Here is a 26,882-nt window from a genome sequence, read left to right on the forward strand (position 1 = left end):
AATATGACGAATCAATACAAAATATTTTCATTAACTATTTTCTTTGTCGGTTTAAGCGCTGAGAACGCTTACTCTGATACCGCATTTGAAGTAATAGATCCGATAAAGAATCATCTCTCTTTTGGATTAGCGCATGAATATAGCGATAATATTTATAGCCTTCAAAGCAATGAGCAATCTGGTTATGAAGATATTATGAAAGCATCTGTTGGGTACCAAGTAGAGCGGCCAACAAATAAACTCTCTTTGAATTATCGAGGGAACCGTTCTAAATATAGTGTGAATGACCTAGGAAATAACAATTTCTGGGCTGGTTCAGCACAAGCTCTACAGCAATTAGGAAGTGAAAATATTGTTATGGATCTTCGTCACTTGCGACATCGATACTTACTCGATGAAGGAGGTCCTGCACAACCTAATAATCAAGGCAATCGTGATATATTGTCTGCAACACCCATGCTTCGGTTTCCTTACACTAAAAGAGCCCGGTTTGAATTAAGCCATAGTGTCAAAAGAATAAAGTTCACTGATGAACCTGACCAAAATACAAATAGGGAAATTACTAATTTAAATTGGGTTAATGCAGTCAACTCCAAACTATCTTTTCAGCTTTTAGGTGAAGTAGGTACATCGAAATTTCCAGAATATGGTATAGATTACGATCAAAAAAAGGCTTCTATCAACTTAAAAGGGTTATTGAATAATGGTGAATATTCATTCGCTGGTGGTCACAGTCAAGTTGAACTGCAAGGAACTATAGAGAAAGGAACAAACTACAATATATCCATGCTCTATAACATCGGTAAAAGTGCGTTTAATATTTCTGCGCAGCGAGAACTGACCGACTCCTCTGTTGGGTTGGAAATCGGTGAATCAGAAACCGGTGATTTCAACTTTTCACTCACTCAATTGCTTTGGCGTGAACGAGTTGATTTAACTTACTTACTCACAGCCAGAAATAATTTATTTATGAACACAACAACCGTGTTTTGGAATAAAGAATCCCCTCTTTTTAAACTGGGCGAAACTAATGAGGATACAAATTTAGAAGAAATAGAGCAGTCTGGTATATCTAATAGCTCTCGGTGGAGACTATCAAATAAGATAAATGTAAGCATGGCTTTATCTTATCGCGACTCAGATCTCTATGGTGGTGACAATAAACAACAGTGGCGCATAGATAGTTCAATGAGGTACAAGTTAAATGATAAATTATCGTTCCAACTTAAAGCTCGATATACCGATGAAAAAAATAATCAACGCCGAACACAATTTGATGAGATGCGCTTTTCTGCAGAATTGGAATTTAGGTACAAATAATGAGTAAAAACATTGAAACATTATTAATCGTTGAAGATGATAAAGGCTTACAAACTCAGCTAAAATGGCACTTTGGACAAAGCTATAACATCGTAACAGCATTGAATCAAGCTGACGCCATATCAGCTATTCGTTTGCATGAACCCAAAGTTATGATTCAGGATTTAGGGTTACCGCCTGATGAAGATGGGGTCACTCAAGGTTTTGAACTTTTGCAGCAAGCACTCCATTTAAACCCTCACATGAAAATAGTTGTCATGACAGGAAATGAAGGAAATGAGCACGCAATGCAAGCCGTAAAGCTTGGTTCCTATGACTTTTATACAAAACCAGTCAACCCTGACACACTCGATCTGATCGTGCAAAGAGCTTTTCACATTCACAGTTTGGAAGAAAAAAACCGCCTTTTAAGCCAGAAACACACATCGACCCTAAATGGCTTGATTGCATCTGATGAAAAAATGCTAAAAATTTGCAGAATGATTGAAAAACTAGCCCCTACAGATGCCTCTTGTTTACTAATAGGTGAAAGTGGAACAGGTAAAGAAGTATTAGCAACGGCGTTACATGAATCCAGCCCAAGAAGCGATTACAATTTAGTAGCAATCAATTGTGGAGCTATTCCTGAAAATTTAATTGAAAGTGAGCTATTTGGTTATGAGAAAGGAGCCTTCACTGGTGCACTCAAAAGTACACCAGGGAAAATCGAGCTCGCTCATAAAGGTACACTGTTTCTAGATGAAATTGGCGATATGCCACTTCATTTACAAGTTAAACTTTTACGTTTTTTACAGGAAAGAGTCATTGAACGTGTCGGTGGACGACAACAAATCCCTATCGATACACGCGTAGTGTGCGCTACTCACCGAAATTTACCTGAAATGGTAGAATCAGGTGAATTTCGGGAAGATTTATTTTACCGAATAGCTGAAATTCAAATTGATATACCTCCATTAAGAGAGCGTACTTCTGACAAAATTTTATTAGCTAAATACATACTAAATAAAGCAGTTAAAAGCCAAAACCTCTCCATAATTGGTTTTGCTGAAGAAGCCGTTAACGCAATTGAAAATCACCCTTGGCCAGGTAATGTACGAGAGCTTGAAAACAAAATTAAGCGAGCCGCGATAATGTGTGATTCTAAGTACATTACAGCGTTTGATCTTGGCCTCAGGGCAAAAGATGAAAGCCCACTTAACTTAAAAGAAGTAAGAAAAAATGCAGAAGTAATGGCACTAAAACAAGCACTAGCAGCGAATGACAATAATGTCTCAGCAGCAGCTAAGGCATTAGGGGTCACTCGACCTACTCTCTATGATTTAATGAAAAAGTACAATATCTGCTAATGTTAAAAGGATACATACTATGAACACTAGATTTAGCCAAAAAACAAAAACAACACTCGTGGCTAGCTTCATTCTTAGCAGCGTTTTATTTAACTCTGGCTGTAGTGACTCTAATTCTGGAAATGATTTCCATCAACAAATTCAACAGAGTTCAACCTATCTAAAACAAAAACAATTTAAAGCCACAATAATTTCTGCCAATAAGGCTATTTTGGCTGCACCTGATAAAATTGATGGATACCTAATATTAGCTGAAGCTTACTCTCAACTGGGAAGTCCTATAGATGCGATTGAAGTTCTAAAAACATATCAAGGCCAAGTGAATGCTGATTATAACTTTTTACTACTCGAGTCATATATAAAAGCAGGCAAACACTTATCTGCAAATGATTTAATCGAGGAAAATATTGATTCTCTCAGTACAAATTTGGGTCGTCTTGCATTAAACAAAGGGAAATTAGCTCTTTTAGTTCAAGATTGGACTGCCGCAGCTTCACATTTTTCAGCAATTTCGGAAGATAAAACACTCAACGTTGATAGCTTAATCGGCTTAGCTCGTGTAGACGCACTTAATAATCAGATAGATATCGCCCTAAATAAGTTAGAACAAGCTGCACAGCTATCTCCTAAAAATATAGAAAGTAGAATTTTAAAAAGTTATTTACTTATCAATCAAGGGAAACTCAGTTTAGCGGAACAAGAGCTTTCAAATGCCCTGACTCTACTTCCTGCTTCTGATATTTTTACACCAGAAAGGATCAATATTTTACAAGCGCTCACAGAAACACTAACCCTACAAGGTCGAAGTGCTGAAGCGGTGATTTACTCAAGGATTCTTGCAGATGAATTCCCAGGTGCTGAATCTATAAACTCTCAATATAGTCAAGCTATTAAGCACTTTAATAACAAAGAGTTCGAAGATGCGATAGTAATTCTAGAAAAAATAACTCAATCAACGCCAGGGCATAAAAAAGCTTCAACTTTATTAGGAGTAATCTTGTACAGTCAAGGTAACTTCAAAGGTGCAAATAAATACCTAACAAATATGATTGATCCTGAAACGGATTCAGATCAATTGACACAGCTCTATGCAATGACACAATTAAAGCTTTCACAGACTTCAGAGTTAGTTTCTTTACTTGAAAATACTATTGACTCAGAAACAAACCCTGAAATATTACAGATTTATACATTAGCAGCGATTAACCAAAATGAATTAAGTAAAGCTCTTAGCTCAATTAACAAGCTCAAACTATTAGAACCCAACTCACCTAAATTGGCTTTAATAGAAAGTGTTTATTACTCGAGTTTAGCCCAACCTAATCAAGATAAAGCATTAGAAGTTTTATTAACAGCATTAGAAAAGCACGCTAGTGACGCTCAACTCCAAATGGCTTATTTAAAGAAGTTAGTAGAACTAAAGAATTACGAAGCGGCAGATAAGTACACAACGACCTTACTCAACACCCCAAATAACACTGAAGCAACCTTGACACTTATAGCCGATTATTACATACATAGGCAGGAACTTGAGCCCGCTAGAGTTCAATTAGAAAAGGCTCTAACTATTTCTCCCCAATATAAACCGGCCTTGTATGGACTTGCGAGAATCAATCAAAACTTAAAAGATTGGGAAGCAGTAAAGCAGCAATACAAAAATATCTTAGTTATTTACCCAGAAGATATACTTGCATATCAAGGAATTATAATTTCTTTAGTCCAACAAAATAAACCTGTGAACCAACTTAGAGAGATCCTTCCTGAAAATGCTAACCCTGCAATTGCAGATTTAGTTTTAGCGAGTTACCAAGCTCAGCAAAATAACCTAAAAGAAGCGCAAGAACTCTTAGCAAGTGCTAAAAGCAACTTACCTAACCAGTTTAAACAATATTTAGACTCTCTTAAGTTAGAACTCAATTTCAGACGTTCTTCATCAGCCTTAACCTATGGGGACTTTGAAGTAGCACGAACTAATGCATTAGAGGCAATAAAGGAAGCCCCTAGAGATCCTAAATTACTTGCATTGTTAACCACTATCGAAATTCGCTCAGGTCAACTTAGTGAAGCTGACAAAATTCTTAGTCAAATTAAAGATATTGTTCCGAATGATCCAATTATTAATATATTCGGAGCTGAGATCGCAATAGCTAAAAATGATCCCAAAAAAGCAATAGAACTTCTAAACCACGAATGGATGCGAGGAAATAGTGATCGAGTTGCACAAAAACTATTTAGTGTTTTAAATACATACGATAAAGGAAATGCTAATGATTTTCTCACCTCTTGGCAGAAAAAGAACCCCCAAAGTCTCATGGCTCTTTTAAATAAAGCAATTTCAGAGCAAACGAATGGAAATAAATATGAAGCTATTTCCATGTATGAAACCCTTTTAAAGTCAGTCCCTAATGACCCAACAAGCTTAAATAACTTAGCTTGGTTATATTATGAAACGAAAAATATAAAAGCTCTCGAGCTTGCAAAAAAAGCCGTAGAGATTGCTCCTAATAACGCGAATGTATTAGATACTTACGCATGGATTTTATATAAATCAGGGTTTAAGGAGCAAGCTCAAACATTTATTGAGCAAGCGTACAAACTTAACCCAACAGATCCGAGTATAAAAGAACATTGGCAGGAAATAAGTCAGTAAAAACGATGTAAAAAAGGCCTAAATTCGTAAAGCGAACCTAGGCCTTTTTTATCAATCTAAATCTCTAAAGTTGTTTCTTCCATTCAAGATGAAAAAAGCTATTTAACTGTGACACCTATGAATTCAAATGTACTATAGCCACCACGAACCTCTGATGGCTTCAGCTCAATGAGCGGAGAACCTGTAAATTCAATGGTTGCTTTGCCCTGATGCCAGCTCATATTTTTTGGTAATGGGATACGATGCAATCTACCGTCAATAGTAAGTAACAGTTCACTTTTTTCACTACTCCAACTACCCGCTCTAAAATAAACATCTGCAGTATGCAACTTAGAGTCATGACTTGATAGTTGAATTGAAACCTCATTATTCTGATCCCACTTAGCAGACCATCGAGGCTGAATCTCACCTAAGTCAACAAAACCAAAACCGCCGGTGCGAATTTTACCTACACCACTTACTTCTATACTGTCGATATTTACAGAGCTGAAATGTTCATTTTTATTGATGTTTAATGCTGTAGCATATTCATAGTTATCGACATCAATAGGTGCATTAGACATAAAATTAACACCTGAAAATTCTGATGATTCTACTTCAGGATTAGCTTGTACAATTAGGCCTGCAAACATTACAGCACTGTACCCTGCTATAGTATCCGACTGAGTGATTGATATAAATTCATTCTTGCTAAAGACTATATCTAGCGCAATATCGTGCCATTTATACCCTTTAGGGATGACAATTCTGTACTCTTGACTATCACTTTTGATGATGAGAGATACTTCCTTCCCTGTCCATACTCCAGCTTTTAAGAATAACGTTGCTAATTGACTTTTACCTGTGGAGTTAAGTTTAAAACTCAAGCTATTTTTATGACTAAACTCCACTGCAGCATACCCACCAGCAATAACATTTCCTTCATAAAGAAACTGAAAATCTTCAATGTTTGGGATCGTCAATGCCCCCTCTTTTATAATAAAATTAATGTCATCGATTGAAGAAACTGGATTATTATCATTAAAGGGAAGCCCACTTTTAAAGCTATAAAGTGAATTGTTAAATATTTCGACATTGGAGACATTCGTTATAAACTGGTGCGAAAATCGGACTTCTGGTGATTCTGGTTCTGGGCTTCCTGGCGTTACAAGATCGATACAAGACTGTGGAGAAAACACTTGGCCTGCGGCGTTAAAAACACCCACTTTATAACAGTAACTACCTGATTCTGTTACCTCTTGATCGAGATAGCTCTCTGAACCCTGAGGTAAAACAGCTATTGTTTTATACTTGTTCAACTCCTCATCTATTGCTTTTTTTTGGACAATAAATCCACTTTCATTTTCAGAGTTATCTTTCCAAACTAAGTTTATAGCCGCCAATAAATTGAAAGCAAAAAGTAAGCTAAGAACATAAAAAATATAGAGTATTTTTTTATACATTTTTATCCACTCCATTTATTCTCAAAATTCTTCCTATTAAAAAGAAGCATAAAATAAATATCACACTAAAGATAAAGACAAACACTAACCACTTGAATTTAAATGTTAAAAATATAAATTCACCCTTACACCTATTAAAAGTGATTCCGCACTATAGTGAATAAAATTTTTGACCACAAGCCACCAAAAATAATAAACACTGAAGAATTAAGCAATTATTTAAATTTTATCAACAAGTTAAATAGTTTTTCATACTATGGCAGCCTCATTTTCCGGCTTGTTTAACTTCCCAAATTAATATTGTCGAAAAAACATACAAAAATAAGGCGTAATTGCAATTAAATACCACAGTTGATTGTTTTATATACATATAAATTACTGGCTTGTTATATGCAAATAAAAATATGCCTAGGAAGTTAGGGCATCAACTTAATGTTTAATTTTTAATAAAGGAATAACATGAAAAATTTAACTAAAGCGATTACCTGTATTACAGGACTACTCTCTGCAAGTGCATTTGCAAGCCCACTCTCTACTCCTCTTCAGGATATAACAGGTCAAATTGATTTTACTGGAGGAGCTTTTATTACCCTACACAACGGTTCTATAACTGAGATTGATTTCATAACACCAACCGTTGAGGGTTCAACCACTTCCGGATCTTTTCTAAGTACCATAGGTCAAGCAGTAAGCTTTATCGATCCATTTTCTGTCTCAGCCCCAACTTCACAGTTATGGAGTGTGGGTGTATTCTCTTTTGATTTATTGAACATTGTTTCCAATCAAGTTGTCGATTTTAATAATGATGGAAATATAGATTATGCATTTATTCAAGGAACAGGAACCATAAATGGTACAGGATATAACTCAACTGAAGGACAATGGAGCTTTTCTACTCAAGGTTATAAATTAGGTGAAGGTGGTAAGTTCAGTTTTTCTTCATCAACAATACCTGAGCCCGCCACTATCGCATTATTCGGGATTGGATTAATTGGTTTTGGAGCTATAAGACGCAATCCTAAACAGGTATAAATAAAACCTAGAATAATATAGGGTAAGAAATATCTGCTTTTATTCTGTTCTTTTTTACCCTTTATCATGAACTCGACATTAAAAATGTGTATCGAAAATGTCGAACAAACTTACACCCTCATTAAATAACATAAAAAAACCCATAAAAAACAACACACTAAAAGTTGGCACAGGTATTGCTTGTACAGGGGGAAATTAATCTAGACGTACTTTAAGGGAATTAAATGAAAAACTTATTTACTACAATCGCAGCTTCTGCAACTTTACTATTTGCCTCTTCTGCATTTGCAAACCCAGTTTCAACGCCTTTGCAAGCCATTACGGGTCAAATTGACTTCACAGGTGGTGCTATTGTAAAACTTAGCGGTGGCTCAATTACTGAAATTGACTTTTTTAATCCGCAAGTTGAAGCTTCAACAACATCAGGTTCATTCTCTAGCGCTATCGGTCAAACGGTTGACTTTATAGATCCTTTTGTTGTAGCTACGCCTACAACTCAATTGTGGACAGTGGCTGGTTTTAGTTTTGATCTACTGGATATCTTAGTTAATAAAGAGGTTGACTTTGATAATAACGGGAAAGCTGACTATGCCATTATTCAAGGTTCAGGTATGATCCACGGTAATGGTTATGAATCAACTTCAGGTCAGTGGAGCTTCTCAACTCAAGGATTTAATGGTTTAGGTCAAGGTGGAAAATTTAGCTTTTCTTCTTCGACTATTCCTGAGCCAGCGACTATCGCTTTATTAGGTCTTGGTTTAGTTGGTTTTGGCGCGGCTCGTCGTAACAAAAAAGCTTAAACCGAACCTTAGTAAGCAATAAAAAAACCCGCTTTTAGCGGGTTTTTTTTATTCAAATTCATTACTGTAAAGCAATTCCTGCAAATGCAACTTGACTATAACCTTCAATATTTCCAACTGGTTTTATTAAAATCTCTGCATTTCCTTCAAATTCAACATCGAGCTTTATATAGTACCACCTATTGTTTTTCGGTAACTCAATCAATTCATCTACTCCATTAATACTCACGGTGAATGAACCTGAATTATCTGAATAGGCTCCAGCAAAAATATATACACTAGCAAAATTTACTTGATTTAATTCACTAGAAAGTTGGATTGATGTTTCATTCTCGACATTCCAGTCCATACTCCAATGCTCTAGAGCTGATATTTCATCACCACTTTGTATGCTAAAGTAACTATTTCTTAGCTTTCCTTCTCCTTCATAGTTAATTGAATTAACTTGAGCTAATGAGTCGGATTCATTTAATACATGACCTGAAGCTGTTACGTATTTAGACCCTTCGATGCTAATCACTTTATTAGTTAACAAATCGACTGATTGAAGAGAAGCATATGAGTAATCTGGTGCAGTGGCACCACTAGATTCGTTATTTAAAACAATTCCAGCAAACATTACACTACTATAACCACCAACTGAAGTATCTGGATTAACTTTAACTGTGACCGTTTCTTTATATTCAAATTGCACGGCCACGTAATACCACCGATACCCTTTCGGTATCTCTATTTTCGTTGTTTCTGAGCCAGCAGTCACACTAAAACTTGTCACTTCAGAATCCCAAACACCTGCCATCATATAAAGTGTTGCCGTCTGAGAAGCTCCATTTCCTGTAAGTGTAAACTCTAGTGAATTATCAATATGAAACGGCATGTGAGCATAGCCATTTTCTAATTCACTCCCATGATCCTTAAAGATAAAAAAGTCTTTATCATAACGTTTCAATGAGCCACTATTTATATCAAAAGCCACGTTATCAATAGCCTCACTACTATATTCTGAGTTATATGTATAACCACTTTTAAAACTATAAAATTCCTTACCTGATAATTCGATCGCTTCAGGTTTAGAGATTAGCTCATAGGAAACGGCTGCAATCCCCCCCCCTTCTACAGGTGGCAAGGTTGGATCAATTGGTGCTTCTGATGAAGATGCCTCAGCGCACATTTCATCAGAAATAGCTTGCCCAGCTTGATTGTAAGCACTAACTCTGTAGCAGTAAGTCTCACCTTCAACAACTTCAGTGTCTTTAAAGGCTGATGTATTATCAGGTAACTGGACTAGGGTCTGATAAATAGAGTCGGACTCTAATTTTCTGTCTATTATGAATCCAACTTCATTATCTGAGTTATCAAACCAAGAAATTGTTAACTCCGTTGCAAATGCATTAGTAAAAGGAGCAGCTGCAAGTAATGTAAAAGTTGGTAAATAACGAGAAATAGCTTTTGGTAAGAAAATCATTTTGTACCTCCACAAAATTGATAATTCAGAAGCCATCTCAATATTGAAATTATACGAATAGGTGGAGGAGTGAGTATGTTCATCGCCTCGGCAACCCCGCTGCCTTGGATAAAAATCTTTAGGCCGGTAGCTTTGCGTATTAAAGTTTCCTTTAACTTGCCCTTTTCTAGCTCACAATATATAGACTCTGAATTATTTACTTAACGAATATACTCTTAGTAAATTCGCTCTGTTAGTAACTAATCATTAGTTTCTGAGACAACTTTATTACAACAAAAGGATTAGCGCAAGTGCAAAATTAAACTTTTTTACTAGTATTTTAGTCTGGGATTACAAAAAAAGATCTAAGTACTTTTTAGGTTTAACTTTTTTAATTTGAGGGCATCACTAAATTAAGCTTTTTAATCGGTGTTAAGCGAGACAAATGTGGAGAATATATTTTTGCGCCTTTTAATAACTCATAATTGGTTTCCTAAAAACTGAATAGTGAAAAGAGAACCAGAGGCGACTACTAAATATTTGAGAGCTAAAAGGGTGCAGATAGAGCGCCCTTCTTTTTAAAAATACATTACCAATCAAGTTGCTTTGAACAAACAAAGCCGCAAAAAAGCAGATGTTTCATATAAACTCGGACGTAATTTAACGCCAGTAAGGAGCTTGCTTTTGTGTAACCAACCGACTTTGCTCCATTGCGGCTATTAGGTTATCTGTTTTTTGCCCAAGCCATGTTTGAATTTGTAATAAGTCATCATCTTCTTGCTGATCACATAACTGCTTTAAATAATCTAATGTACTTAATTCATCAATTCCTTCGATGATATCAAACCAAGGACTGCGAAACTCATCGCGATTTTGTTTTGAAAATAGTGCACCTAAGCATGCACCACTGAGTAAATTACGTTGTAAATGCTGTTTTTGCGCTAAGTAATCTTGAGAAGTAAACTCATCACTAGCAGGAAATAGCGTATTCATTTCTTGCCAATCTTTTTCAAATAACCGTGCGGCAATATCGGCCACTTTTTCTTGTGCTGCTAGTTCTTGGCCCGCTGACCACGTTTGTCGCCACTTCCGATCCACTAAAAATGTCGTTAAATCGAGAATCAAATTGTTATAACGTGGAGATTGAAAAATTGCTTTGATGGCTGCAATTCGCGGTCGTTGTTGTCTTAAATCAGTGATCATACTCTCAAGGGTCGGAGCTTTACTTATTTTTTTATAAAAAACATGCTTCTTTGATGTGAATGTCTTAATTTGAATCGCCGTTTCAACCCATGAAAAGCTGTGTAACAGCCATTTTAATTCTTGACGTAAATGTTCAGTGCTGTGCTTATCAACAACACCTTCAAACAACCAAAATGCATGGCGAATTAAGCTGATACCATCAATCATGCGTTTTAAAGTTTTAAACTTGGCATCCTCGAAATAACACTGCTCGTGTTTTTGCACAAAGGCTATCGCATAGTTTAAACACGCGCTAAACGCCTGCTCTTGATTCATATCTGACTTCAAAGGCACAAAATTGATGTACTTATCTGCTTTTAGGGGCTTTTTGTCTGCAAGCATATATCCCCGCGCAGCTTTACTATATAAACCTAACCGCACTTCTTGACAGTTAATCAGCTGTTTAGCAAGAGCAAACACATCACTGCGTTGACCCTTTTTAAGTTCCATTTCAACTTCGCAAATTGCTTCTATTTGACCACTAGCATTAATCTCACCTTTGTCTAACACCACCTCTATTTCCGAACCATTGTCTGTTTCGATCAGCCACGTTCGACGAATAAAGTGAGTACTAAAAATCGGGTACAAACTAGGGTTAATCGACTTAACTTGCATACCATGCGGCCAAATTGACTCAGGAAAAGCCTGTAAATCTGGGCGTTTATTTTCTAATGGAAGGTTATACTCTGGCCGTTGATGCAAGCCTCCAACAACTTGCCCTGCTAGTTTGATGGTTTGCTCGCACTCATCATCACAACAGCGTGTACGTAGGCCAATATCCAATGCGCGAAGCTCTCTGCTAGGAGTATCAAAGTACGCATTCAGTAAATTGCGAGCGGGGTAATTCGTTACTTTTTTGGAAAACTGAGTAATTAACGCGGGTAATTGGGTTATCACTTTTTCTGAAACGAGAAATTTCAGTTCTATCTCTGTATCCATAGAGGTTAGATAGCTTTTTATTAATTCATAGAAGTGTTCAAAATAACTATCCCGATGGCAGATTGCAAATTTTTTACTTAAATTGCCTTCAAACGAGACTCATTGCTTCGATAACTTGCTATTACAGTGGGAAATTCATACTATTTGTTTGCTAACAATCATAATTAATTATCAAAGGTTTGGGATGTTTAAACATTTATTATTTATTGCCGCATTAACCATAACACCATGGGCTACGCAAGCAGAAACAGACGCAGAAAACACTCCCACAGACCAAAGCGTTTATATTATTGATGATTTATATGTGTATATGCATGCAGGTGCAGGTAAAAACTTTCGGATCTTAGGATCAATTACAGCAGGAACTAAAGTGAGCCAGTTGGCACTTGAAGAAGGTTATGCACAAGTTAAAGATGACAAAGGTCGCACAGGATGGGTCGATCAGCGTTTTATTACCAAGCAACCCGGTATGAGCGTTGAAATTGTGGCGTTAAAAGATAAGCTAATGACCAATGAGCAGTTACTTGCTAGCAATGCTGATATCGTTCCGCAATTACAAGAAGCCAATACACAGCTTGAGCAACAAAATGCACAACTCAGACAAAAACTAACCGATGCACTGGCACAAAATCAGCAGCATTCACAACAACAAATACAAAATAGCGAAAAAGAGAAAAAAGAATTATTAATGTATGGTGCGGCGATTGCTTTTACTGGACTATTGTTTGGTATCATTATTACGCTTATTTTATCACGTCGCAGACGTCACGATGGCTGGGCATAAAAGTCATTTATTCCAATAAAAAAGCGCCGCTGGTGCTTTTTTATTTTGGTTTACAACAATAGACCGGCATCTTTTTTGACTTTTTCAATAATCATATATGTGTAGTTTGTCGCCACACCTGGGATATCAACTAATTTACCCAATACCTCTCGATATTGCGCCATATCCGCAACCCGTATCTTTAACAAATAATCAAATCCACCTGCAACCATGTCACACTCAGCGACTTCTGGAATTGTGAGTATATGTTTTTTAAAGTCTTTGAACACATCGGTGGTTGATTTAGCTAAAGTGATTTGGACATGGGCCATTAAACCTTGATTAAGTTTTTCAGCATTTAAAACCGCGCGATAGCTTTCAATAAACCCGTCTTTTTCAAGGCGTTTAACTCGATCTAAACATGGACTCGGACTCAAATTAACTTCTTTTGCCAAGTTCACATTTGATAATTTTCCGTTTTTTTGTAACGCGTCTAAAATAGCGAGGTCTATGCGATCTAATGCACGGCTGACTTTCGGTTGGCTCATGGCAGTATTTTATGCTGTTAAAAACTAAATATGCGCTGTAATTTACGGTATTTTGGCAAAATTAACCAGCATGTTCTGATGTATATTATATAGAATGCGGCTTTAATTTGTTTGGCTCCATTTTTGATTTTTGAGGGTTTGCAATGCTTTATAACGGTGATTTAACTACACAGTGTCCGATCAGACAGAAGATCCGCGACTTCTATCGCATCGATGAAAATGAAGTAATTGATTATATTTTACCACTTGCAGAAGTGGGTGTGACGGCTCGAAGCCGTGCCTGGGAGCGCGCCCGACAACTTGTTGTCAATATTCGTGAAGATCAAGAAGGACAAGGCGGTGTTGACGCCCTGCTCAATGAGTTTTCTTTATCTTCCGAAGAAGGGGTTGTATTAATGTGTTTAGCCGAAGCATTGCTTCGAGTGCCAGACAAACAAACTCAAGAAAGCCTAATTCGCGATAAATTAGCGAATGGTGATTGGAGCTCTCATTTAGGCAACAGTGAATCATTATTTGTTAATGCTTCAAGCTGGGGATTACTATTCACTGGTAAAATGGTCAACTACTCAGATAAAAGCAAAGATGATCAATTTGGTGTTTTGAAAAAAACACTGGGTCGTTTAGGTGAGCCTGTCATTCGTAAGTCTGTTCAGTACGCAATGAAAATCATGGGTAAGCAGTTCGTAATGGGCCGCACCATTGATGAAGCGATTGAGCGTGCGATTGAAAAAGAACAAAAAGGCTATGTTTATTCATACGACATGCTAGGTGAAGGTGCCCGTACTCAAGCGGATGCTGATCGTTATTATCAAAGTTATGTCAATGCAATTCACGCCATCGGTAAAGCTGCGAATAAACGCGGCCCGATTAAAAGCCCAGGTATTTCTGTTAAATTATCTGCTATTCACCCCCGTTATGAATTCACTCACAAAGAGCGTGTCATTACAGAACTAGTACCAAAATTAAAAGCCTTAGCCTTAATAGCTAAAGACTACGACATTGGTTTTACAGTCGATGCCGAAGAAGCAGAACGTTTAGATATATCATTAGACATTATCGAAGCTGTCTTCTCTGATCCAGATTTAGGCACTTGGAATGGCTTTGGTTTAGCCGTTCAAGCTTACCAAAAACGTGCCACATTTGTGATTGAATGGTTAGTTGATTTGGCCCAACGTGTTGGACGCAAACTGATGGTCCGTCTTGTTAAAGGTGCCTATTGGGATAGCGAAATCAAAAACAGCCAAAAAGATGGCTTAGAGCATTTCCCTGTTTTTACACGTAAGGCAACCACTGACGTATCTTACAAAGCGTGCGCAATGAAATTAATGGCAGCTCGCGATGTGATTTTCCCTCAGTTCGCGACACACAATGCATATACAGCAGCGACAATTTTAGAAGTGGCTAAAGGCGACTGCGAAGGGTTTGAGTTCCAACGTTTACATGGCATGGGTGAATCACTCTTCGACCAGATTGTGACACAAGATAAAGTACAATGTCGCGTGTATGCGCCTGTCGGTCAGCATGAAGACTTACTTGCTTATTTAGTCCGCCGTTTACTTGAGAATGGCGCTAACTCATCGTTTGTTAATGCCATCGTTGATGAAAGCAAACCTGTTGAATCATTATTACCAGATCCGGTTGAAACCCTGCAAGGCTTAAGCAATAAATACAATGGTCAAATTTCTTTACCTATTAACATTTTTGGTGATGAACGAGCGAACTCTAAAGGCATTGACCTAACTGATATTAACCATATCACACCGTTCAAAGCGAATTTAGATCAATGGTTAAGCGACAACTTGATCAGCGAACAAAGTATTCCAGCTGGTGCACTACCAGTTAAAAACCCGGCAAATCACAACGAAATCATTGGCCATATTGCATTGCAAGATGAGACTCAAATGCGCCAATTAATCGAAAAGGCCGAGGCTCAACTTGCTGACTGGTCTGAAACTCCAGTTCAAGAGCGAGCAGACATTCTGCGCCGCACAGCCGATATCCTTGAACGTCATCGTGATGAACTGATCGCTATTTGTATTAAAGAAGCCGGTAAAATTCCTCAAGACGGTGTAGATGAAGTTCGTGAAGCCGTTGATTTTTGTCGTTATTATGCTGCTCGCGTTGAAGAGTTAGCCAAAGACGAGCGTTTTGAAGCCCGCGGTGTCATTTTATGTATCAGCCCGTGGAACTTCCCTCTTGCCATCTTCTTAGGCCAAGTTGCTGCGGCAATTGTGACGGGGAATGTCGTCATTGCCAAACCCGCAGAACAAACAAGTTTAATCGCCTTACGTGCCATTGAATTAATGCAGACAGTTGGTTTACCAAAAGATGTTGTCCAAGCAGTGATCGCAAGAGGCTCTGAGGTAGGTAAAGTGATCGTGCCAGATCCGCGTATTCAGGCCGTGATGTTTACTGGCTCAACAGAAACAGGCACGCGCATTTCACAAACTCTTGCTGAGCGAGATGACATTCAGGTACCACTTATCGCCGAAACTGGCGGTCAAAACTGTATGATTGTTGACTCGACAGCTTTACCTGAACAAGTCGTTGATGATGTGATTGCATCAGGGTTCCAAAGTGCTGGTCAGCGCTGTTCTGCATTACGTGTTTTATTTATTCAAGAAGAAATTGCAGATAATGTGATTCGCATGATCAAAGGTGCAATGAGTGAACTTCATGTCGGTGATCCTGCCATGCTTTCAACTGATGTTGGCCCTGTTATCGATCAAAAAGCCCTGAACGCGCTCAACGAGCATGTAGAATACCTAAAAGGTCGTGCAACGCTGCATTATCAGTGTGAATTACCTGAAATGGGCGAAACCGGCCACTATTTCTTCGCGCCTCGTTTATATGAAATCAGCGATTTATCAGTGCTGAAAAAAGAAGTATTTGGTCCATGTGTGCATGTGATTCGATTCAAAGGCGAAGAGTTAGATAATGTTATTGATCAAGTCAATGCCACTGGCTTTGGCTTAACGATGGGCATTCACACGCGTATCGAAGCGCGAGCTGAATACTTAGCAAAAATGTCGCGTGCAGGTAATATCTATGTAAACCGTAATATGATTGGTGCGGTCGTTGGTGTGCAGCCGTTTGGTGGCCGTGGATTATCTGGTACTGGCCCTAAAGCTGGCGGTCCTAACTATTTAACCCGTCTTGTCAAAGAAAAAGCATCGCCAGTTAACGTTCAAATGACTGATTTAACAGCTGATGAGTTGGAAACGCATCACTTCCCTGGTGCCATTGAGCAAGTCAATCAAATCATGCAGAAATCACTCCGCGATGAGAAAATTTGGCGTGCAACCCCATTAAATGACCGTATCTCAGTGGTCCGTCAATTATTAGCAAAAGTCGCCACGGTTGACATCGTAAATGAGCTTGCCGATGACTTAGCAGCCACTCTTGCCGATGCTCGTAGCCAGCTTAATCGTGTTGAAAAGCGCATGAAGAAAGCAAAAGTATTGCCAGGGCCTACAGGTGAATCAAATATTCTGTATTTAGAGCCTCGTGGTTGTGTTGTGTGCTACGCCGATAAGAGTACTTCATTTAATTTCTGGGTCTTATCAATCATCACCGCTCTTGCTGCAGGTAATACGGTTATCACTGTGGCTTCTGAGCTGTTTTATGATGAAGCATCAGCTTTCAAAGATAAGTTTATTTCTACAGGTGTTGCCGAAGGTGTTTTCCAAGTTGCTAAACCTAATCAGTTACAAGCAATTTTGGCACATAGTCACTTAGCTGGTGCGGTTGTTGCGGCTCGTTCGTCTCGCTTGGGATATTTTAGTAAGCAGCTAGCAGCCAGAACCGGTGCAATTCTGCCAGTGATCAGTAGCGAATATTATGACACGCTAATTTCTCGTCTGATTACTGAGAAAACAATCAGCATTGATACTACAGCATCAGGCGGGAACACCTCGTTAATGACGCTAGCTGTTGATGATGATGAATAATTAACTTACTGAGTTAGTAAGCTAAAGGGTGCATTTGCGCCCTTTTTTATTGCCCATTTACCATTTTAATTTTTTAAAGCCCTAGGTTTATCTGAGGTTTATTGCTAATTTTAAATGACTATCTGTTTTAAGTTTGAAGTGATGATTAAGAAAATTGCCATTAAAAATCTAACTCCTGGCATGTTTGTCCACAGTGTGACTAAACAACAAGGGCAGTTTAAAATTAAAAATCAGGGCTGGGTACGCACCCCTGAGGCGATTGCTCAATTACACAAAGCCGGCATATTAGAAATTGAAATAGATACAGACAAAACATTACCTACACACTCACAAGAAGCAACACCGACTTTATCAGAAGAACAAACATCCAAAGAGAGTCAACGCTACGACCCCACACAGTTTAGTGTCAGTGTCTCAAGCGAGCTTAGCAAAGCTGAAAAACTTTATACCGAGGCTAAATCGCTACAAAAAAAAGCCATCAAATCCATCAAAGCAGGCAAAAAAATCGCTCTTGGCCCATTTGAAGAAGTTGCGGATGGGTTTATTGATTCTGTGTTTCGAAATCAAGATGCGCTTGCTTGCATGACCCGTATCAGAGAAAAAGATGCGTACCTTCTAGAGCACTCAATTAATGTATCGGTTCTAATGACTATTTTTGCCAAGCATCTGCATATTGATCGTGACATCATGCATCAATTGGCGACTGGAGCTCTGCTTCACGATATTGGTAAAATTAAAATTCAAGATGAAATTCTCAATAAACCAGGTAAGTTTACTGATGATGAGTACACACTCATGAAAGAGCATGCTCGCTTTAGCAAAGAAATTCTTGAAGAGTCGGGTTTATCAGGTATTGCTGTGGACATTGCAGCTTACCATCATGAACGTTTAGATGGACTTGGTTACCCATTTGGACTCAAAGGAGACGATATCCCTCAGCATGTCCGCATGATTGCCATTGTTGATGTATATGATGCCTTAACTGCAAAACGTGTCTACAAAGACGGTATGAACCCCATCAATGCATTCAAAATCATAAAAGATGACTCGCCTCACTGTTTTGATACCGACCTTGCCAATCAATTTATTAAATGCATTGGCATTCACCCTGTGGGCACCTTGGTAAAATTAAAAAGCCAGAAACTTGGCATTGTATCGCAAAGCAACTTCGATAACCCCCTTAAGCCATGGGTTAAAACATTTTACAGCGCAAAACACCATCATCACACTGAAGTAAAAGACATTAATTTAGCTGATAAACATAACCAAGATGAGTTAGAATCAGCGATTAAACCTGAAGATTTCGCAATTGATTTAATGCGATTTTTTAGGAACTCCATCTTAAGCTAACAGTGTAAACCCATGAACTCATTCGAACGCGTATCCATCACTAAATTAACCGTAGGTAGTTATGTTGAAAAAGTCACCAAGCAGTTAGGTGATATTCGGGTCGTGCAAACGGGCTGGGTAAGAGATAAAAAAGCAATTAAAGATTTGCAACAAAAAGGGGTCATCGAGGTACTCGTTGACCCCTTTCGCGCTTTAAAAGAGCAAGAAAAATCGCGAGCACCAGTGATTGAAAAAGCACCGAAATCTAAACATCACCATTTCAGTGACGAGTACCCCCATGCGCACAGTATTTATGTTCATTTAGAGCAAGCTATGCTCAACCTAGAAGAGCGCGTGTTATCTTTTCAACCAATCAACATTGCTCAATTAGCTCTGCTTGCTGAGCAAATAAATGAATCAATCACACGCCAACCCAGCACCTTGTTATGTATCGCGAACATCTGCTCTGTACCTAATTCAATCATAGGACACAGTATTCGTGTCGCGATTTTAGCGATGGTCTGCGCTAAGCTGTTAAAGCGACCTAATAACGAAGTTCAAGCACTATTTATGGCGGGCTTACTTCATGATTTAGGCAAATATAAACTTGCCGAACAATTTCAGCGCCAAGATCACTTGCTCAACCCATATTTAAAAATTCAGCGTCACAAGTATTGCCAGTATACCCTCCACATACTCAACTCCAGCGGTGGTGCATGTGAGATCACTCTGTCACTATGCCAACAACAGCTTGAAAGAGAAGACGGCTCAGGGGTCCCTGAGCATTTTAAAAACAATCAACTTAGTACAGCACAAAAGCTCTTTGCTATATGCGACACATTTGACTCTCTGCATTTTGGTTTTGAAGGAGAAAAGCCATTCCCAACCCCTACAGTCTTTAAATATTTATTAAAACATGCGCCGAGTTTATTTTCTGACATCTTGGTCAAAAAAATTATCCAAGCCATCGGCTTTTACCCTCCAGGATCCTTAGTCCAACTAAAGTCCGGTAAAGTGGGTTATGTGAAATCGTTTAAAGAAAACAATCCCCTACAACCTATCGTACATTGCTTTTATAACAGTAAAGGGAAACATTACACGCAAGTTCACGACGTCATCATCGCCAAAGAGTTCAGTGACGATTTAATACAAAGCAATATTTTTGCCCAAAACTTGAATATCAAACTTTCTGATCATTTATAAACATCAAGCCAGTGTAACCCCTATAAGGTTAACGAAAATCCTGCATCGCAGCTAAGCTAAATTGGTAACCATCCATGCTCATTACGGTTTGCTCTGGTGCGATTTCAATAATTGTTAGGTTATCGAACACATCCCCCTCATAGAGATCATGGTTATTGATTCTGATCCAACGCTTATCTGCTTGCGTCGCATAGATATGAGCTTGATAACGAAGAGCTGGAACACGAGCCAAAATCACATCGGGAAGTAACTCCAGAGGCTGAACCCTTGATGAGGTAGTGCTAGCTTGCGTTACATCATACGCTGGTTGATTTTCTGTTTGTGCAACCGCTTGAGCAAATGCCGCTTTCAAAGTATCAGGTATCGCCGCTAATTCTTCTGCAGGGACGCTCGAAGGTTGTTCAAGCGGTTTACCGACCACTTTATATTGACTGTAATCTTCTTCAGGCTCTTCAGGCTGCTTGATTGGCTGCGCAACTATTTCACGTTGAATTTCTGGTTCCGGATTAAGCTCAGGAGCTTTTTGTTCCATTATTGACTCGACATGAGCCACCGTCGAGGATGGAGTCAAATCAGCGCGTGTCGGGGCAATTATCGGTTTATCTTCTAAAGCTTGCCGACTCATCGACCACTCTTGGTACCATTTACCTGCTAAAAAACCTACGATGAGTGTCAGCAGCAAACCTAATGCAACAACTAAACGGCGGTAAAATTGCAAATCTTTTTGTTGCGAGTATTGCGCTTGAGCCGCCAACCCCACTTGCGCGCCACCTTGTTCATGGCTCGATTGTTTGAGCGCATCTAATAAATAAGACATAAAAACCTTTCGTTAAATAACAAATGACAAAACAAACCCACAGGCCGCAACAATACTAAACCACAGCGCCCAAATTAGTGTGCGACTCGATGTTTTCTTCGGTGCGGAGAGTTGCTCTGGAAGGACTTCTTTGGCTGATAGCAACACAATTTTTTTATTCACACAAGGTAACTGAGCAGAATAAGCCCCCATCAAAGCTCGATCACATAGCAAATTAATCAGTCGTGGGATCCCAGCAGTTAATTGATGGATTAATTTAATCGAATTCATTTCAAATAGCGACGCTTGGCACCCAGCTTTTTGTAAACGATGTTGTATATAAGCAAAAACTTGTGCTTCATTGAGAGGCAAAAGGTGATAACGCGCCGTAATACGCTGTGCCAACTGTCTTAAATCATTTCGCTTTAATAGTTGTTGCAATTCGGGTTGTCCGACTAAAATGATTTGTAGTAACTTTTTAGTATTGGTTTCAAGGTTAGTTAACAATCGCAACTGCTCTAACACTGCAGCCGACAAATGCTGCGCCTCGTCAATAATGAGCATAGTATGGCGACCCGCTTGATGATTTTTAACCAAGCGATTTTTTATTTTATCGGTCAAATCTTTCAAACTCGTGTCCGATTTTTTATAACGAATCTTCAGCTCATCGCAAATACTCGCCAGCAGCTCGAGTTCATTTAAAGTGGGGTTTAGGATGAAGGCCACTTGAGTCGTATCCGTCAGCTGAGACAACATGCAGCGTGTCACTGTTGTTTTTCCCGTCCCTACTTCACCCGTTAATAATACAAATCCACCTGCATCCCCAAGCCCAAAAGTTAAATGGGCGAGCGCTTCTTTATGACGATCACTCAAAAACAAATAATCTGGGTTTGGCGCGATTGAAAATGGCTTTTCGGTTAACCCAAAATAGCTTAAATACACCTCATTTATCCCCTAAAATATCAACGCTCTTATGATGGCAAAAAAATCACCAAGTTAAAACCAATAACACTATGTTAAAATATGGTCATGATTGAAAAGTAATAAGAATATTATGCAGATTTACTTAGTCGGAGGTGCGGTACGCGACAACCTACTCAACCGCCCTGTGACAGAACGAGATTATGTCGTCGTTGGCGCGACAGCCGATGAAATGCTAAAACAAGGCTTTACGCAAGTTGGCCGTGACTTTCCGGTATTTCTTCATCCAAAAACAAAAGAAGAATACGCACTCGCGCGAACGGAACGTAAAAAAGGCCAAGGTTATACAGGTTTTATTTGTGACTTTACGCCCAACATAACCTTAGAAGAAGATTTGATCCGTCGCGACCTCACCGTCAATGCCATCGCGCAAGCACCTGATGGCCAACTGATTGATCCCTATAATGGACAAGCTGATTTAAACAACCGCATTTTACGTCATGTATCTAGCGCTTTTGCCGAAGATCCGCTGCGTATTTTACGTGTTGCCCGCTTTGCCGCCCGTTATCATTATTTAGGTTTTACCGTCGCACCTGAAACAATGTACTTAATGCAACAGATGGTCAACCAAGGTGAAATTGCTACATTAACACCTGAACGAGTGTGGATTGAGTGGGAAAAATCCCTAAAAGAAGGCGCGTTCCCGATTTTTTTATCTGCTTTAAAACAAACCGGGGCACTCGCTGTAATCTCCCCTGCTTTAGACTGCTTTTGGAACCTTGAACAAGAACGCCACTTCATGGAAAAAATACAAAACAGCCAACAGTCAATCGCTCCCGAGCAGCTATTTTCATCGATTACCTGCATACTGACGGCTGATGAATTATCTCAATTAAAGCAGGCACTGAAGCTACCAAATAGTTTCTATGAGCTCACTGCTCTTGCTCATCAGTTTGAGTCGATTTTTGAAAGTACTTCTCCTAGTCCTGAGCACGTACTGACTTTTTTTAATACGATTGATTTATGGCGAAAACCAGAGCGATTGAGTTATTTAGTGGCTGTTTTTAAACTCAAAGCCACGACACCTAGCCCCCATTTTGAACAATTACAAGCAGCAGCTATAGCTGCGCGTAATATCAATGCCCAATACTTCATCCAACAAGGGATCACTGGCGCAGCAATCAAACCTGCGATGGAAACCGCTAGATTATCAATTATTAAGAATGCATAAAAAAAGCCTGCAAGACATCACTTGCAGGCCTTAACCTATTCACAAAGGGTTATCAAGTTGAAAAATATAAAAAACCAAACAAGCCCACACCCAGTACTAAACGGTAAATAACAAATGGCAGCATGCCCATCCGCTCAATCACTTTCAAGAAGAAATATATACACGCATAGGCGGCCACAAAAGAGAGCACTGCACCTAATACAATTGCCGTCCAATCAATCACGTCATCGCCGGTTGAAAGCTTATAGATATAATAAGAGCCTGCAGCAGCAATAACAGGAATAGACATCAAGAATGAAAAACGGGCCGCACTTTGCTTGTTTAACCCAAGTAATAAACCAACCGTCATCGTGATACCTGAACGTGATGTACCAGGGAATACCATTGCAACCACTTGTGATAAACCAATTAAAAGCGCACTCATCCAATTAAGTTGGTAAATTGATTTTATCTGCTTGCCTTTAGCATCGGCGTACCAAAGCAATAAACCAAACACAATAGTTGTAGTAGCAATGATCCAAGCGTTACGCGAGTAGCTTTCAACAAAATCTTTAAAAAAGTAACCAATAACCAGCGCAGGGATCGTGGCAATAATGATCCACCACCCCAACTTGCTATCATCTGTTTTTCCTTGTGCGCCAAACGATTTAAACCACGCACCTAAGATATCAACGACTTCTTTACGAAAGTAAATAACAACCGCTATAAGTGTCCCCACATGCACCGCAACATCAAACGCGGTTCCTTGGTCTTGCCTTCCTAAAATTTGCGAAGGCAAAATGAGATGAGCAGAGCTCGATATAGGTAAAAACTCAGTTAATCCTTGCACTAATGCTAAGACAATGATTTCAATAATACTCATACTGCAGGTAACTCCACTTTCCATAGTTTTTGTTGTGTTTTATCGTATGCCTGCCAAATGTCGGCTATACGTTGCTTTACAACAGGGTGAATAAATTCTGGTGCGACTTCGGCCAGCGGCCATAAAACAAAGGCATTTTTAGTGATTTCATCGCGCGGTAATTGCGCCGGGGAAGAGCAAATAACATCATCATAAAAAAGCAAATCAAGGTCGAGTGTCCGTGGACTAAACTTTTTATCGTTTTCAGTCCGGCCATGATCACGTTCGATTTGTTTTAGCAGCCGACATACTTCGTGTAACGTCAACTCAGTAGTTGCGCCAATCACAGAATTGTAAAAGTTGTTACCACAAAAACCGATAGACTCACTTTCGAACACAGAAGAATAGACCAAATCATGAAAATGCTTATTAAGCACTGCGTTTGCTGAGCGGATATAATGCGCTTTATTAATATTAGAGCCTAAGCTTATAAAAATAGCGGCCATTTAAGCAGGCCTAAAACGCGTAATTTCAACACCAACCGTTTGCGCAGCTTGAACGGCTGCCGGTTTGCTCACTCGGATTGTCACCTGCTGCACATTGAATTCAGTTAAAATAATGTTCGCCAGCTGTTCAACTAAAGTTTCGAGTAACTCAACAGGCTTTGCTGTAGTATGGGCGATAATTCGCTCACTCACGACAGCGTAGTCAACAGCATCATCAATATTATCAGACTGCGCAGCTGTGCGAATATCGGTCAGCATCTCAACATCAAAAAATAAATCCTGTTTACTTTCTTTTTCAAAATCGTAGACACCAATGATAGTGTTTACTTGCAATTGCGATATAAATACTTTATCCATAGTAAAGATGCTCGAACTTGTTGCTGGTCGGATACCTAATTGAAAAAAAAACCAGTACCCTTCACCGGAATAATATCAGCGGCAGATAATAGCCCAATTTTGCTGATTAAAAAATAAGGATCACAGTGTTAACAGGTGTAATGCTCATATTTGCCTATTTATTTGGCTCAATCTCTTCTGCAGTCTTAATAAGTCGTGTTTGTTCTTTACCTGATCCCAGAGAATTTGGTTCAAAAAACCCTGGTGCAACAAATGTATTACGTCTTGGGGGGAAACTCCCTGCTGCGCTTGTGCTTATTTTCGATATATTAAAAGGCACAATTCCCGTTTGGGGCGCTTACTTTTTAAAAATAGAACCGCTAATGCTCGGACTGATTGGCGTCGCAGCCTGTTTAGGTCACATCTACCCAATCTTTTTTCACTTTAAGGGCGGCAAAGCTGTCGCGACAGCCTTTGGTACTTTACTGCCAATAGGGCTATCCCTTGCTGGTCTATTAATTACGACTTGGATAGCAATTGTCTGGCTGACACGATATTCATCTTTAGCAGCTTTAATTACCGTGAGTCTCGCTCCATTTTATACTTGGCTAATAAAACCGCTTTACACTGTACCGGTCACCATGCTGGCTATTTTAATCGTGTTTAGGCACAGCGCTAACATTCTTCGTTTAGTCAAAGGTACCGAGCCAAAAATTGGACATAAAAAAGCTAACTGACTGTTAGCTTTTTTATGTTTCCGGTTTTTAAAGAGGAGGGAGTTCTTCTATTGACCAACGCGGCTTCACTTTGGTGTCTAATTCAGAAAACTGCCCAGCCTTGAAACGCTGCATCCCCGCATAAGCAATCATGGCTCCATTATCTGTACAAAATTCAGTTCTAGGATAAAAAACTTCACCTTGCATGCCTTGCATAATTTTAGCAAATTGCTCACGTAAATACGTATTAGCACTGACACCGCCAGCAATCACTAAACGCTTAATTCCTGTCTGCTTTAATGCTCTTTTACACTTAATAGCCAGAGTATCTATGACCGCTGTTTGAAACGCATGAGCAATATCAGCCTTGGTTTGCATATCATCGCCTTCAGAACGAATGGTATTAGCCGCAAACGTTTTTAAACCACTAAAGCTAAAATCCAAGCCCGGGCGGTCTGTCATCGGTCTTGGAAAAATATACCTTTTTGGTGTTCCCTGTTCAGCTAACTTAGCCAATAAAGGGCCTCCAGGGTAATCGAGCCCCAATAACTTAGCCGTTTTATCAAATGCTTCACCAGCTGCGTCATCAATTGACTCCCCCAAAATTTCGTATTCACCGATGCCAGCCACTTTAACAAGCAATGTATGTCCGCCAGAAACCAATAAAGCGACAAACGGAAACTCAGGGCGGTTTTCCTCAAGCATAGGTGCCAGCAAGTGCCCTTCCATATGGTGAACTGCAACTGCTGGGATCCCCCACCCGAACGAGAGTGCACGACCAATCGAAGACCCAACAAGCAGCGCCCCGACTAAGCCTGGTCCAGCAGTATATGCAATAGCATCTATATCAGTCGCAGTACATTGTGCTTCATTTAAAGCTGCCGTTATTAAAGGCAACGTTTTACGGACATGATCTCTTGAAGCGAGTTCAGGTACCACCCCGCCATAATCAGCGTGTAGCTTTACTTGGCTGTAAAGTTGATGCGCTAATAACCCTTGTTCATCGTCATAAATTGCAATGCCTGTTTCATCACAGGAAGATTCAATTCCTAAAATACGCATCAATAAAACTCCTAAACAACCCGATTAAATGCTTACACATGGTTAAAATATGGTATTTTACGCATAGAATCGTAAAACAGAGCGCCAATTTTACTGACTTGGCGGAATTTTACTAGCTTTGTTATAATTATTCTTTACATTGCGGCTTGCTTCGGATTACAATGCCGCACCATTTTTGAACTAGACGGCCAATTGTTGGCCACATGAGTCAAACTCATTTAGTTAGTAGGTGATTTTTTAATGCCAGTAATCAAAGTAAGAGAAAACGAACCGTTTGACGTGGCTTTACGTCGTTTCAAGCGTTCATGTGAAAAAGCAGGTATCCTTTCTGAAGTTCGTAGCCGCGAATTTTATGAAAAGCCAACAGCAGAGCGTAAACGTAAGAAAGCAGCGGCAGTAAAACGCCACATGAAAAAGCTTTCTCGCGATAACGCACGTCGCGTTAAACTTTACTAATTTAGTCAG

The 26,882-nt window shown here is 39.2% G+C and carries 22 protein-coding genes and 1 riboswitch; of the genes, 12 read left to right on the top strand and 10 right to left on the bottom strand.

Features of this window, described 5'->3' with window-relative positions:
- The first annotated feature begins 3 nt into the window (after window positions 1–3).
- The 3 genes from AC3KVK_RS13155 to AC3KVK_RS13165 are packed head-to-tail and all read left to right on the top strand — an operon-like array spanning window position 4 to window position 5,316.
- A complete protein-coding gene (locus tag AC3KVK_RS13155; protein WP_490311625.1) occupies window positions 4–1,320 on the top strand; it encodes a hypothetical protein in 1,317 nt (438 codons plus the stop codon).
- Window positions 1,320–2,666: a PEP-CTERM-box response regulator transcription factor gene (gene prsR / locus AC3KVK_RS13160; protein WP_490311626.1), complete on the top strand. Its 1,347-nt coding sequence runs from the start codon at window positions 1,320–1,322 to the stop codon at window positions 2,664–2,666. Before AC3KVK_RS13155 ends, prsR begins: the two co-directional genes overlap by 1 nt.
- A 19-nt stretch (window positions 2,667–2,685) precedes the next feature.
- Complete coding sequence (locus AC3KVK_RS13165; protein ID WP_490311627.1) at window positions 2,686–5,316, top strand: CDC27 family protein; 2,631 nt, start codon at window positions 2,686–2,688, stop codon at window positions 5,314–5,316.
- A gap of 98 nt (window positions 5,317–5,414) precedes the next feature.
- Here AC3KVK_RS13165 and AC3KVK_RS13170 read toward each other — a convergent pair whose 3' ends face one another.
- The gene (locus tag AC3KVK_RS13170) at window positions 5,415–6,758 is read right to left on the bottom strand and encodes a hypothetical protein (RefSeq protein ID WP_518526915.1); all 1,344 of its coding nucleotides are present in this window, start codon (window positions 6,756–6,758) and stop codon (window positions 5,415–5,417) included.
- A gap of 459 nt (window positions 6,759–7,217) precedes the next feature.
- On the opposite strand from AC3KVK_RS13170, the gene AC3KVK_RS13175 reads away from it, so the two are divergent.
- Window positions 7,218–7,790 (top strand): PEP-CTERM sorting domain-containing protein, encoded by a 573-nt coding sequence (locus AC3KVK_RS13175; RefSeq protein ID WP_490311629.1) that lies wholly within the window; start codon window positions 7,218–7,220, stop codon window positions 7,788–7,790.
- Between the two features lie 224 nt (window positions 7,791–8,014).
- The gene (locus AC3KVK_RS13180; RefSeq protein ID WP_490311630.1) at window positions 8,015–8,590 is read left to right on the top strand and encodes a PEP-CTERM sorting domain-containing protein; all 576 of its coding nucleotides are present in this window, start codon (window positions 8,015–8,017) and stop codon (window positions 8,588–8,590) included.
- Between the two features lie 61 nt (window positions 8,591–8,651).
- On the opposite strand, the gene AC3KVK_RS13185 is transcribed toward AC3KVK_RS13180, so the two are convergent.
- Entirely contained in the window at window positions 8,652–10,055 is a 1,404-nt protein-coding gene (locus AC3KVK_RS13185; RefSeq protein ID WP_490311631.1) for a hypothetical protein, read from the bottom strand.
- Window positions 10,056–10,141: 86 nt separating this feature from the next.
- Window positions 10,142–10,226: riboswitch (cyclic di-GMP riboswitch) on the bottom strand.
- Between the two features lie 468 nt (window positions 10,227–10,694).
- On the bottom strand, window positions 10,695–12,215 hold the full coding sequence (locus tag AC3KVK_RS13190; RefSeq protein ID WP_490311632.1) for a CYTH and CHAD domain-containing protein: 1,521 nt from the start codon (window positions 12,213–12,215) through the stop codon (window positions 10,695–10,697).
- Window positions 12,216–12,399: 184 nt separating this feature from the next.
- On the opposite strand from AC3KVK_RS13190, the gene AC3KVK_RS13195 reads away from it, so the two are divergent.
- Window positions 12,400–12,999: a TIGR04211 family SH3 domain-containing protein gene (locus AC3KVK_RS13195; protein ID WP_490311633.1), complete on the top strand. Its 600-nt coding sequence runs from the start codon at window positions 12,400–12,402 to the stop codon at window positions 12,997–12,999.
- A gap of 50 nt (window positions 13,000–13,049) precedes the next feature.
- On the opposite strand, the gene AC3KVK_RS13200 is transcribed toward AC3KVK_RS13195, so the two are convergent.
- Entirely contained in the window at window positions 13,050–13,526 is a 477-nt protein-coding gene (locus AC3KVK_RS13200) for an Lrp/AsnC ligand binding domain-containing protein (RefSeq protein ID WP_490311634.1), read from the bottom strand.
- A gap of 143 nt (window positions 13,527–13,669) precedes the next feature.
- On the opposite strand from AC3KVK_RS13200, the gene putA reads away from it, so the two are divergent.
- The 3 genes from putA (at window position 13,670) to AC3KVK_RS13215 (ending at window position 20,008) form a co-directional block, all read left to right on the top strand.
- The gene (putA, locus tag AC3KVK_RS13205; RefSeq protein ID WP_490311635.1) at window positions 13,670–17,476 is read left to right on the top strand and encodes a bifunctional proline dehydrogenase/L-glutamate gamma-semialdehyde dehydrogenase PutA; all 3,807 of its coding nucleotides are present in this window, start codon (window positions 13,670–13,672) and stop codon (window positions 17,474–17,476) included.
- Between the two features lie 144 nt (window positions 17,477–17,620).
- The gene (locus AC3KVK_RS13210; RefSeq protein ID WP_490311671.1) at window positions 17,621–18,826 is read left to right on the top strand and encodes a cyclic di-GMP phosphodiesterase; all 1,206 of its coding nucleotides are present in this window, start codon (window positions 17,621–17,623) and stop codon (window positions 18,824–18,826) included.
- A 12-nt stretch (window positions 18,827–18,838) separates the two neighbouring features.
- Window positions 18,839–20,008, top strand: coding sequence for an HD-GYP domain-containing protein (locus AC3KVK_RS13215; protein ID WP_490311636.1), 1,170 nt, complete (start codon window positions 18,839–18,841; stop codon window positions 20,006–20,008).
- A gap of 28 nt (window positions 20,009–20,036) precedes the next feature.
- Here AC3KVK_RS13215 and AC3KVK_RS13220 read toward each other — a convergent pair whose 3' ends face one another.
- Together AC3KVK_RS13220 and AC3KVK_RS13225 are read right to left on the bottom strand one after the other, a co-directional pair.
- Window positions 20,037–20,825 (bottom strand): general secretion pathway protein GspB, encoded by a 789-nt coding sequence (locus tag AC3KVK_RS13220; RefSeq protein ID WP_490311637.1) that lies wholly within the window; start codon window positions 20,823–20,825, stop codon window positions 20,037–20,039.
- A gap of 12 nt (window positions 20,826–20,837) precedes the next feature.
- Entirely contained in the window at window positions 20,838–21,746 is a 909-nt protein-coding gene (locus tag AC3KVK_RS13225) for an ExeA family protein (RefSeq protein WP_490311638.1), read from the bottom strand.
- A gap of 112 nt (window positions 21,747–21,858) precedes the next feature.
- Between AC3KVK_RS13225 and AC3KVK_RS13230 the strand changes: the two genes are divergently transcribed.
- The gene (locus tag AC3KVK_RS13230; RefSeq protein ID WP_490311639.1) at window positions 21,859–22,956 is read left to right on the top strand and encodes a tRNA nucleotidyltransferase/poly(A) polymerase-related protein; all 1,098 of its coding nucleotides are present in this window, start codon (window positions 21,859–21,861) and stop codon (window positions 22,954–22,956) included.
- A 52-nt stretch (window positions 22,957–23,008) separates the two neighbouring features.
- Here the strand turns inward: AC3KVK_RS13230 and AC3KVK_RS13235 are convergent, their stop codons facing one another.
- The 3 genes from AC3KVK_RS13235 to folB are packed head-to-tail and all read right to left on the bottom strand — an operon-like array spanning window position 23,009 to window position 24,660.
- Complete coding sequence (locus AC3KVK_RS13235; RefSeq protein WP_490311640.1) at window positions 23,009–23,818, bottom strand: undecaprenyl-diphosphate phosphatase; 810 nt, start codon at window positions 23,816–23,818, stop codon at window positions 23,009–23,011.
- Entirely contained in the window at window positions 23,815–24,303 is a 489-nt protein-coding gene (folK, locus tag AC3KVK_RS13240; RefSeq protein ID WP_490311641.1) for a 2-amino-4-hydroxy-6-hydroxymethyldihydropteridine diphosphokinase, read from the bottom strand. Before folK ends, AC3KVK_RS13235 begins: the two co-directional genes overlap by 4 nt.
- On the bottom strand, window positions 24,304–24,660 hold the full coding sequence (folB, locus tag AC3KVK_RS13245) for a dihydroneopterin aldolase (RefSeq protein ID WP_490311642.1): 357 nt from the start codon (window positions 24,658–24,660) through the stop codon (window positions 24,304–24,306).
- Between the two features lie 125 nt (window positions 24,661–24,785).
- Between folB and plsY the strand changes: the two genes are divergently transcribed.
- Complete coding sequence (gene plsY / locus AC3KVK_RS13250; protein WP_490311643.1) at window positions 24,786–25,376, top strand: glycerol-3-phosphate 1-O-acyltransferase PlsY; 591 nt, start codon at window positions 24,786–24,788, stop codon at window positions 25,374–25,376.
- Window positions 25,377–25,403: 27 nt separating this feature from the next.
- Here plsY and tsaD read toward each other — a convergent pair whose 3' ends face one another.
- Window positions 25,404–26,417, bottom strand: coding sequence for a tRNA (adenosine(37)-N6)-threonylcarbamoyltransferase complex transferase subunit TsaD (gene tsaD / locus AC3KVK_RS13255; protein ID WP_490311644.1), 1,014 nt, complete (start codon window positions 26,415–26,417; stop codon window positions 25,404–25,406).
- Between the two features lie 240 nt (window positions 26,418–26,657).
- On the opposite strand from tsaD, the gene rpsU reads away from it, so the two are divergent.
- Window positions 26,658–26,873 carry a 30S ribosomal protein S21 gene (gene rpsU, locus AC3KVK_RS13260; protein ID WP_086744548.1) on the top strand — a complete coding sequence of 72 codons (216 nt, stop codon included), beginning with the start codon at window positions 26,658–26,660 and terminating at the stop codon, window positions 26,871–26,873.
- Window positions 26,874–26,882 lie beyond the last annotated feature (9 nt).

This window comes from Pseudoalteromonas sp. J2K-J979, assembly GCF_058169715.2.

Coding starts and splice junctions, on each gene's coding strand:
- AC3KVK_RS13215 (WP_490311636.1), top strand. CDS start 18,839: ATGAACTCATTCGAACGCGTATCCATCACTAAATTAACCGTAGGTAGT.
- AC3KVK_RS13185 (WP_490311631.1), bottom strand. CDS start 10,055: ATGATTTTCTTACCAAAAGCTATTTCTCGTTATTTACCAACTTTTACA.
- folB (WP_490311642.1), bottom strand. CDS start 24,660: ATGGATAAAGTATTTATATCGCAATTGCAAGTAAACACTATCATTGGT.
- AC3KVK_RS13235 (WP_490311640.1), bottom strand. CDS start 23,818: ATGAGTATTATTGAAATCATTGTCTTAGCATTAGTGCAAGGATTAACT.
- putA (WP_490311635.1), top strand. CDS start 13,670: ATGCTTTATAACGGTGATTTAACTACACAGTGTCCGATCAGACAGAAG.
- rpsU (WP_086744548.1), top strand. CDS start 26,658: ATGCCAGTAATCAAAGTAAGAGAAAACGAACCGTTTGACGTGGCTTTA.
- AC3KVK_RS13175 (WP_490311629.1), top strand. CDS start 7,218: ATGAAAAATTTAACTAAAGCGATTACCTGTATTACAGGACTACTCTCT.
- AC3KVK_RS13165 (WP_490311627.1), top strand. CDS start 2,686: ATGAACACTAGATTTAGCCAAAAAACAAAAACAACACTCGTGGCTAGC.
- prsR (WP_490311626.1), top strand. CDS start 1,320: ATGAGTAAAAACATTGAAACATTATTAATCGTTGAAGATGATAAAGGC.
- AC3KVK_RS13195 (WP_490311633.1), top strand. CDS start 12,400: ATGTTTAAACATTTATTATTTATTGCCGCATTAACCATAACACCATGG.
- AC3KVK_RS13155 (WP_490311625.1), top strand. CDS start 4: ATGACGAATCAATACAAAATATTTTCATTAACTATTTTCTTTGTCGGT.
- AC3KVK_RS13170 (WP_518526915.1), bottom strand. CDS start 6,758: ATGTATAAAAAAATACTCTATATTTTTTATGTTCTTAGCTTACTTTTT.
- AC3KVK_RS13230 (WP_490311639.1), top strand. CDS start 21,859: ATGCAGATTTACTTAGTCGGAGGTGCGGTACGCGACAACCTACTCAAC.
- AC3KVK_RS13200 (WP_490311634.1), bottom strand. CDS start 13,526: ATGAGCCAACCGAAAGTCAGCCGTGCATTAGATCGCATAGACCTCGCT.
- AC3KVK_RS13190 (WP_490311632.1), bottom strand. CDS start 12,215: ATGGATACAGAGATAGAACTGAAATTTCTCGTTTCAGAAAAAGTGATA.
- AC3KVK_RS13180 (WP_490311630.1), top strand. CDS start 8,015: ATGAAAAACTTATTTACTACAATCGCAGCTTCTGCAACTTTACTATTT.
- tsaD (WP_490311644.1), bottom strand. CDS start 26,417: ATGCGTATTTTAGGAATTGAATCTTCCTGTGATGAAACAGGCATTGCA.
- AC3KVK_RS13220 (WP_490311637.1), bottom strand. CDS start 20,825: ATGTCTTATTTATTAGATGCGCTCAAACAATCGAGCCATGAACAAGGT.
- folK (WP_490311641.1), bottom strand. CDS start 24,303: ATGGCCGCTATTTTTATAAGCTTAGGCTCTAATATTAATAAAGCGCAT.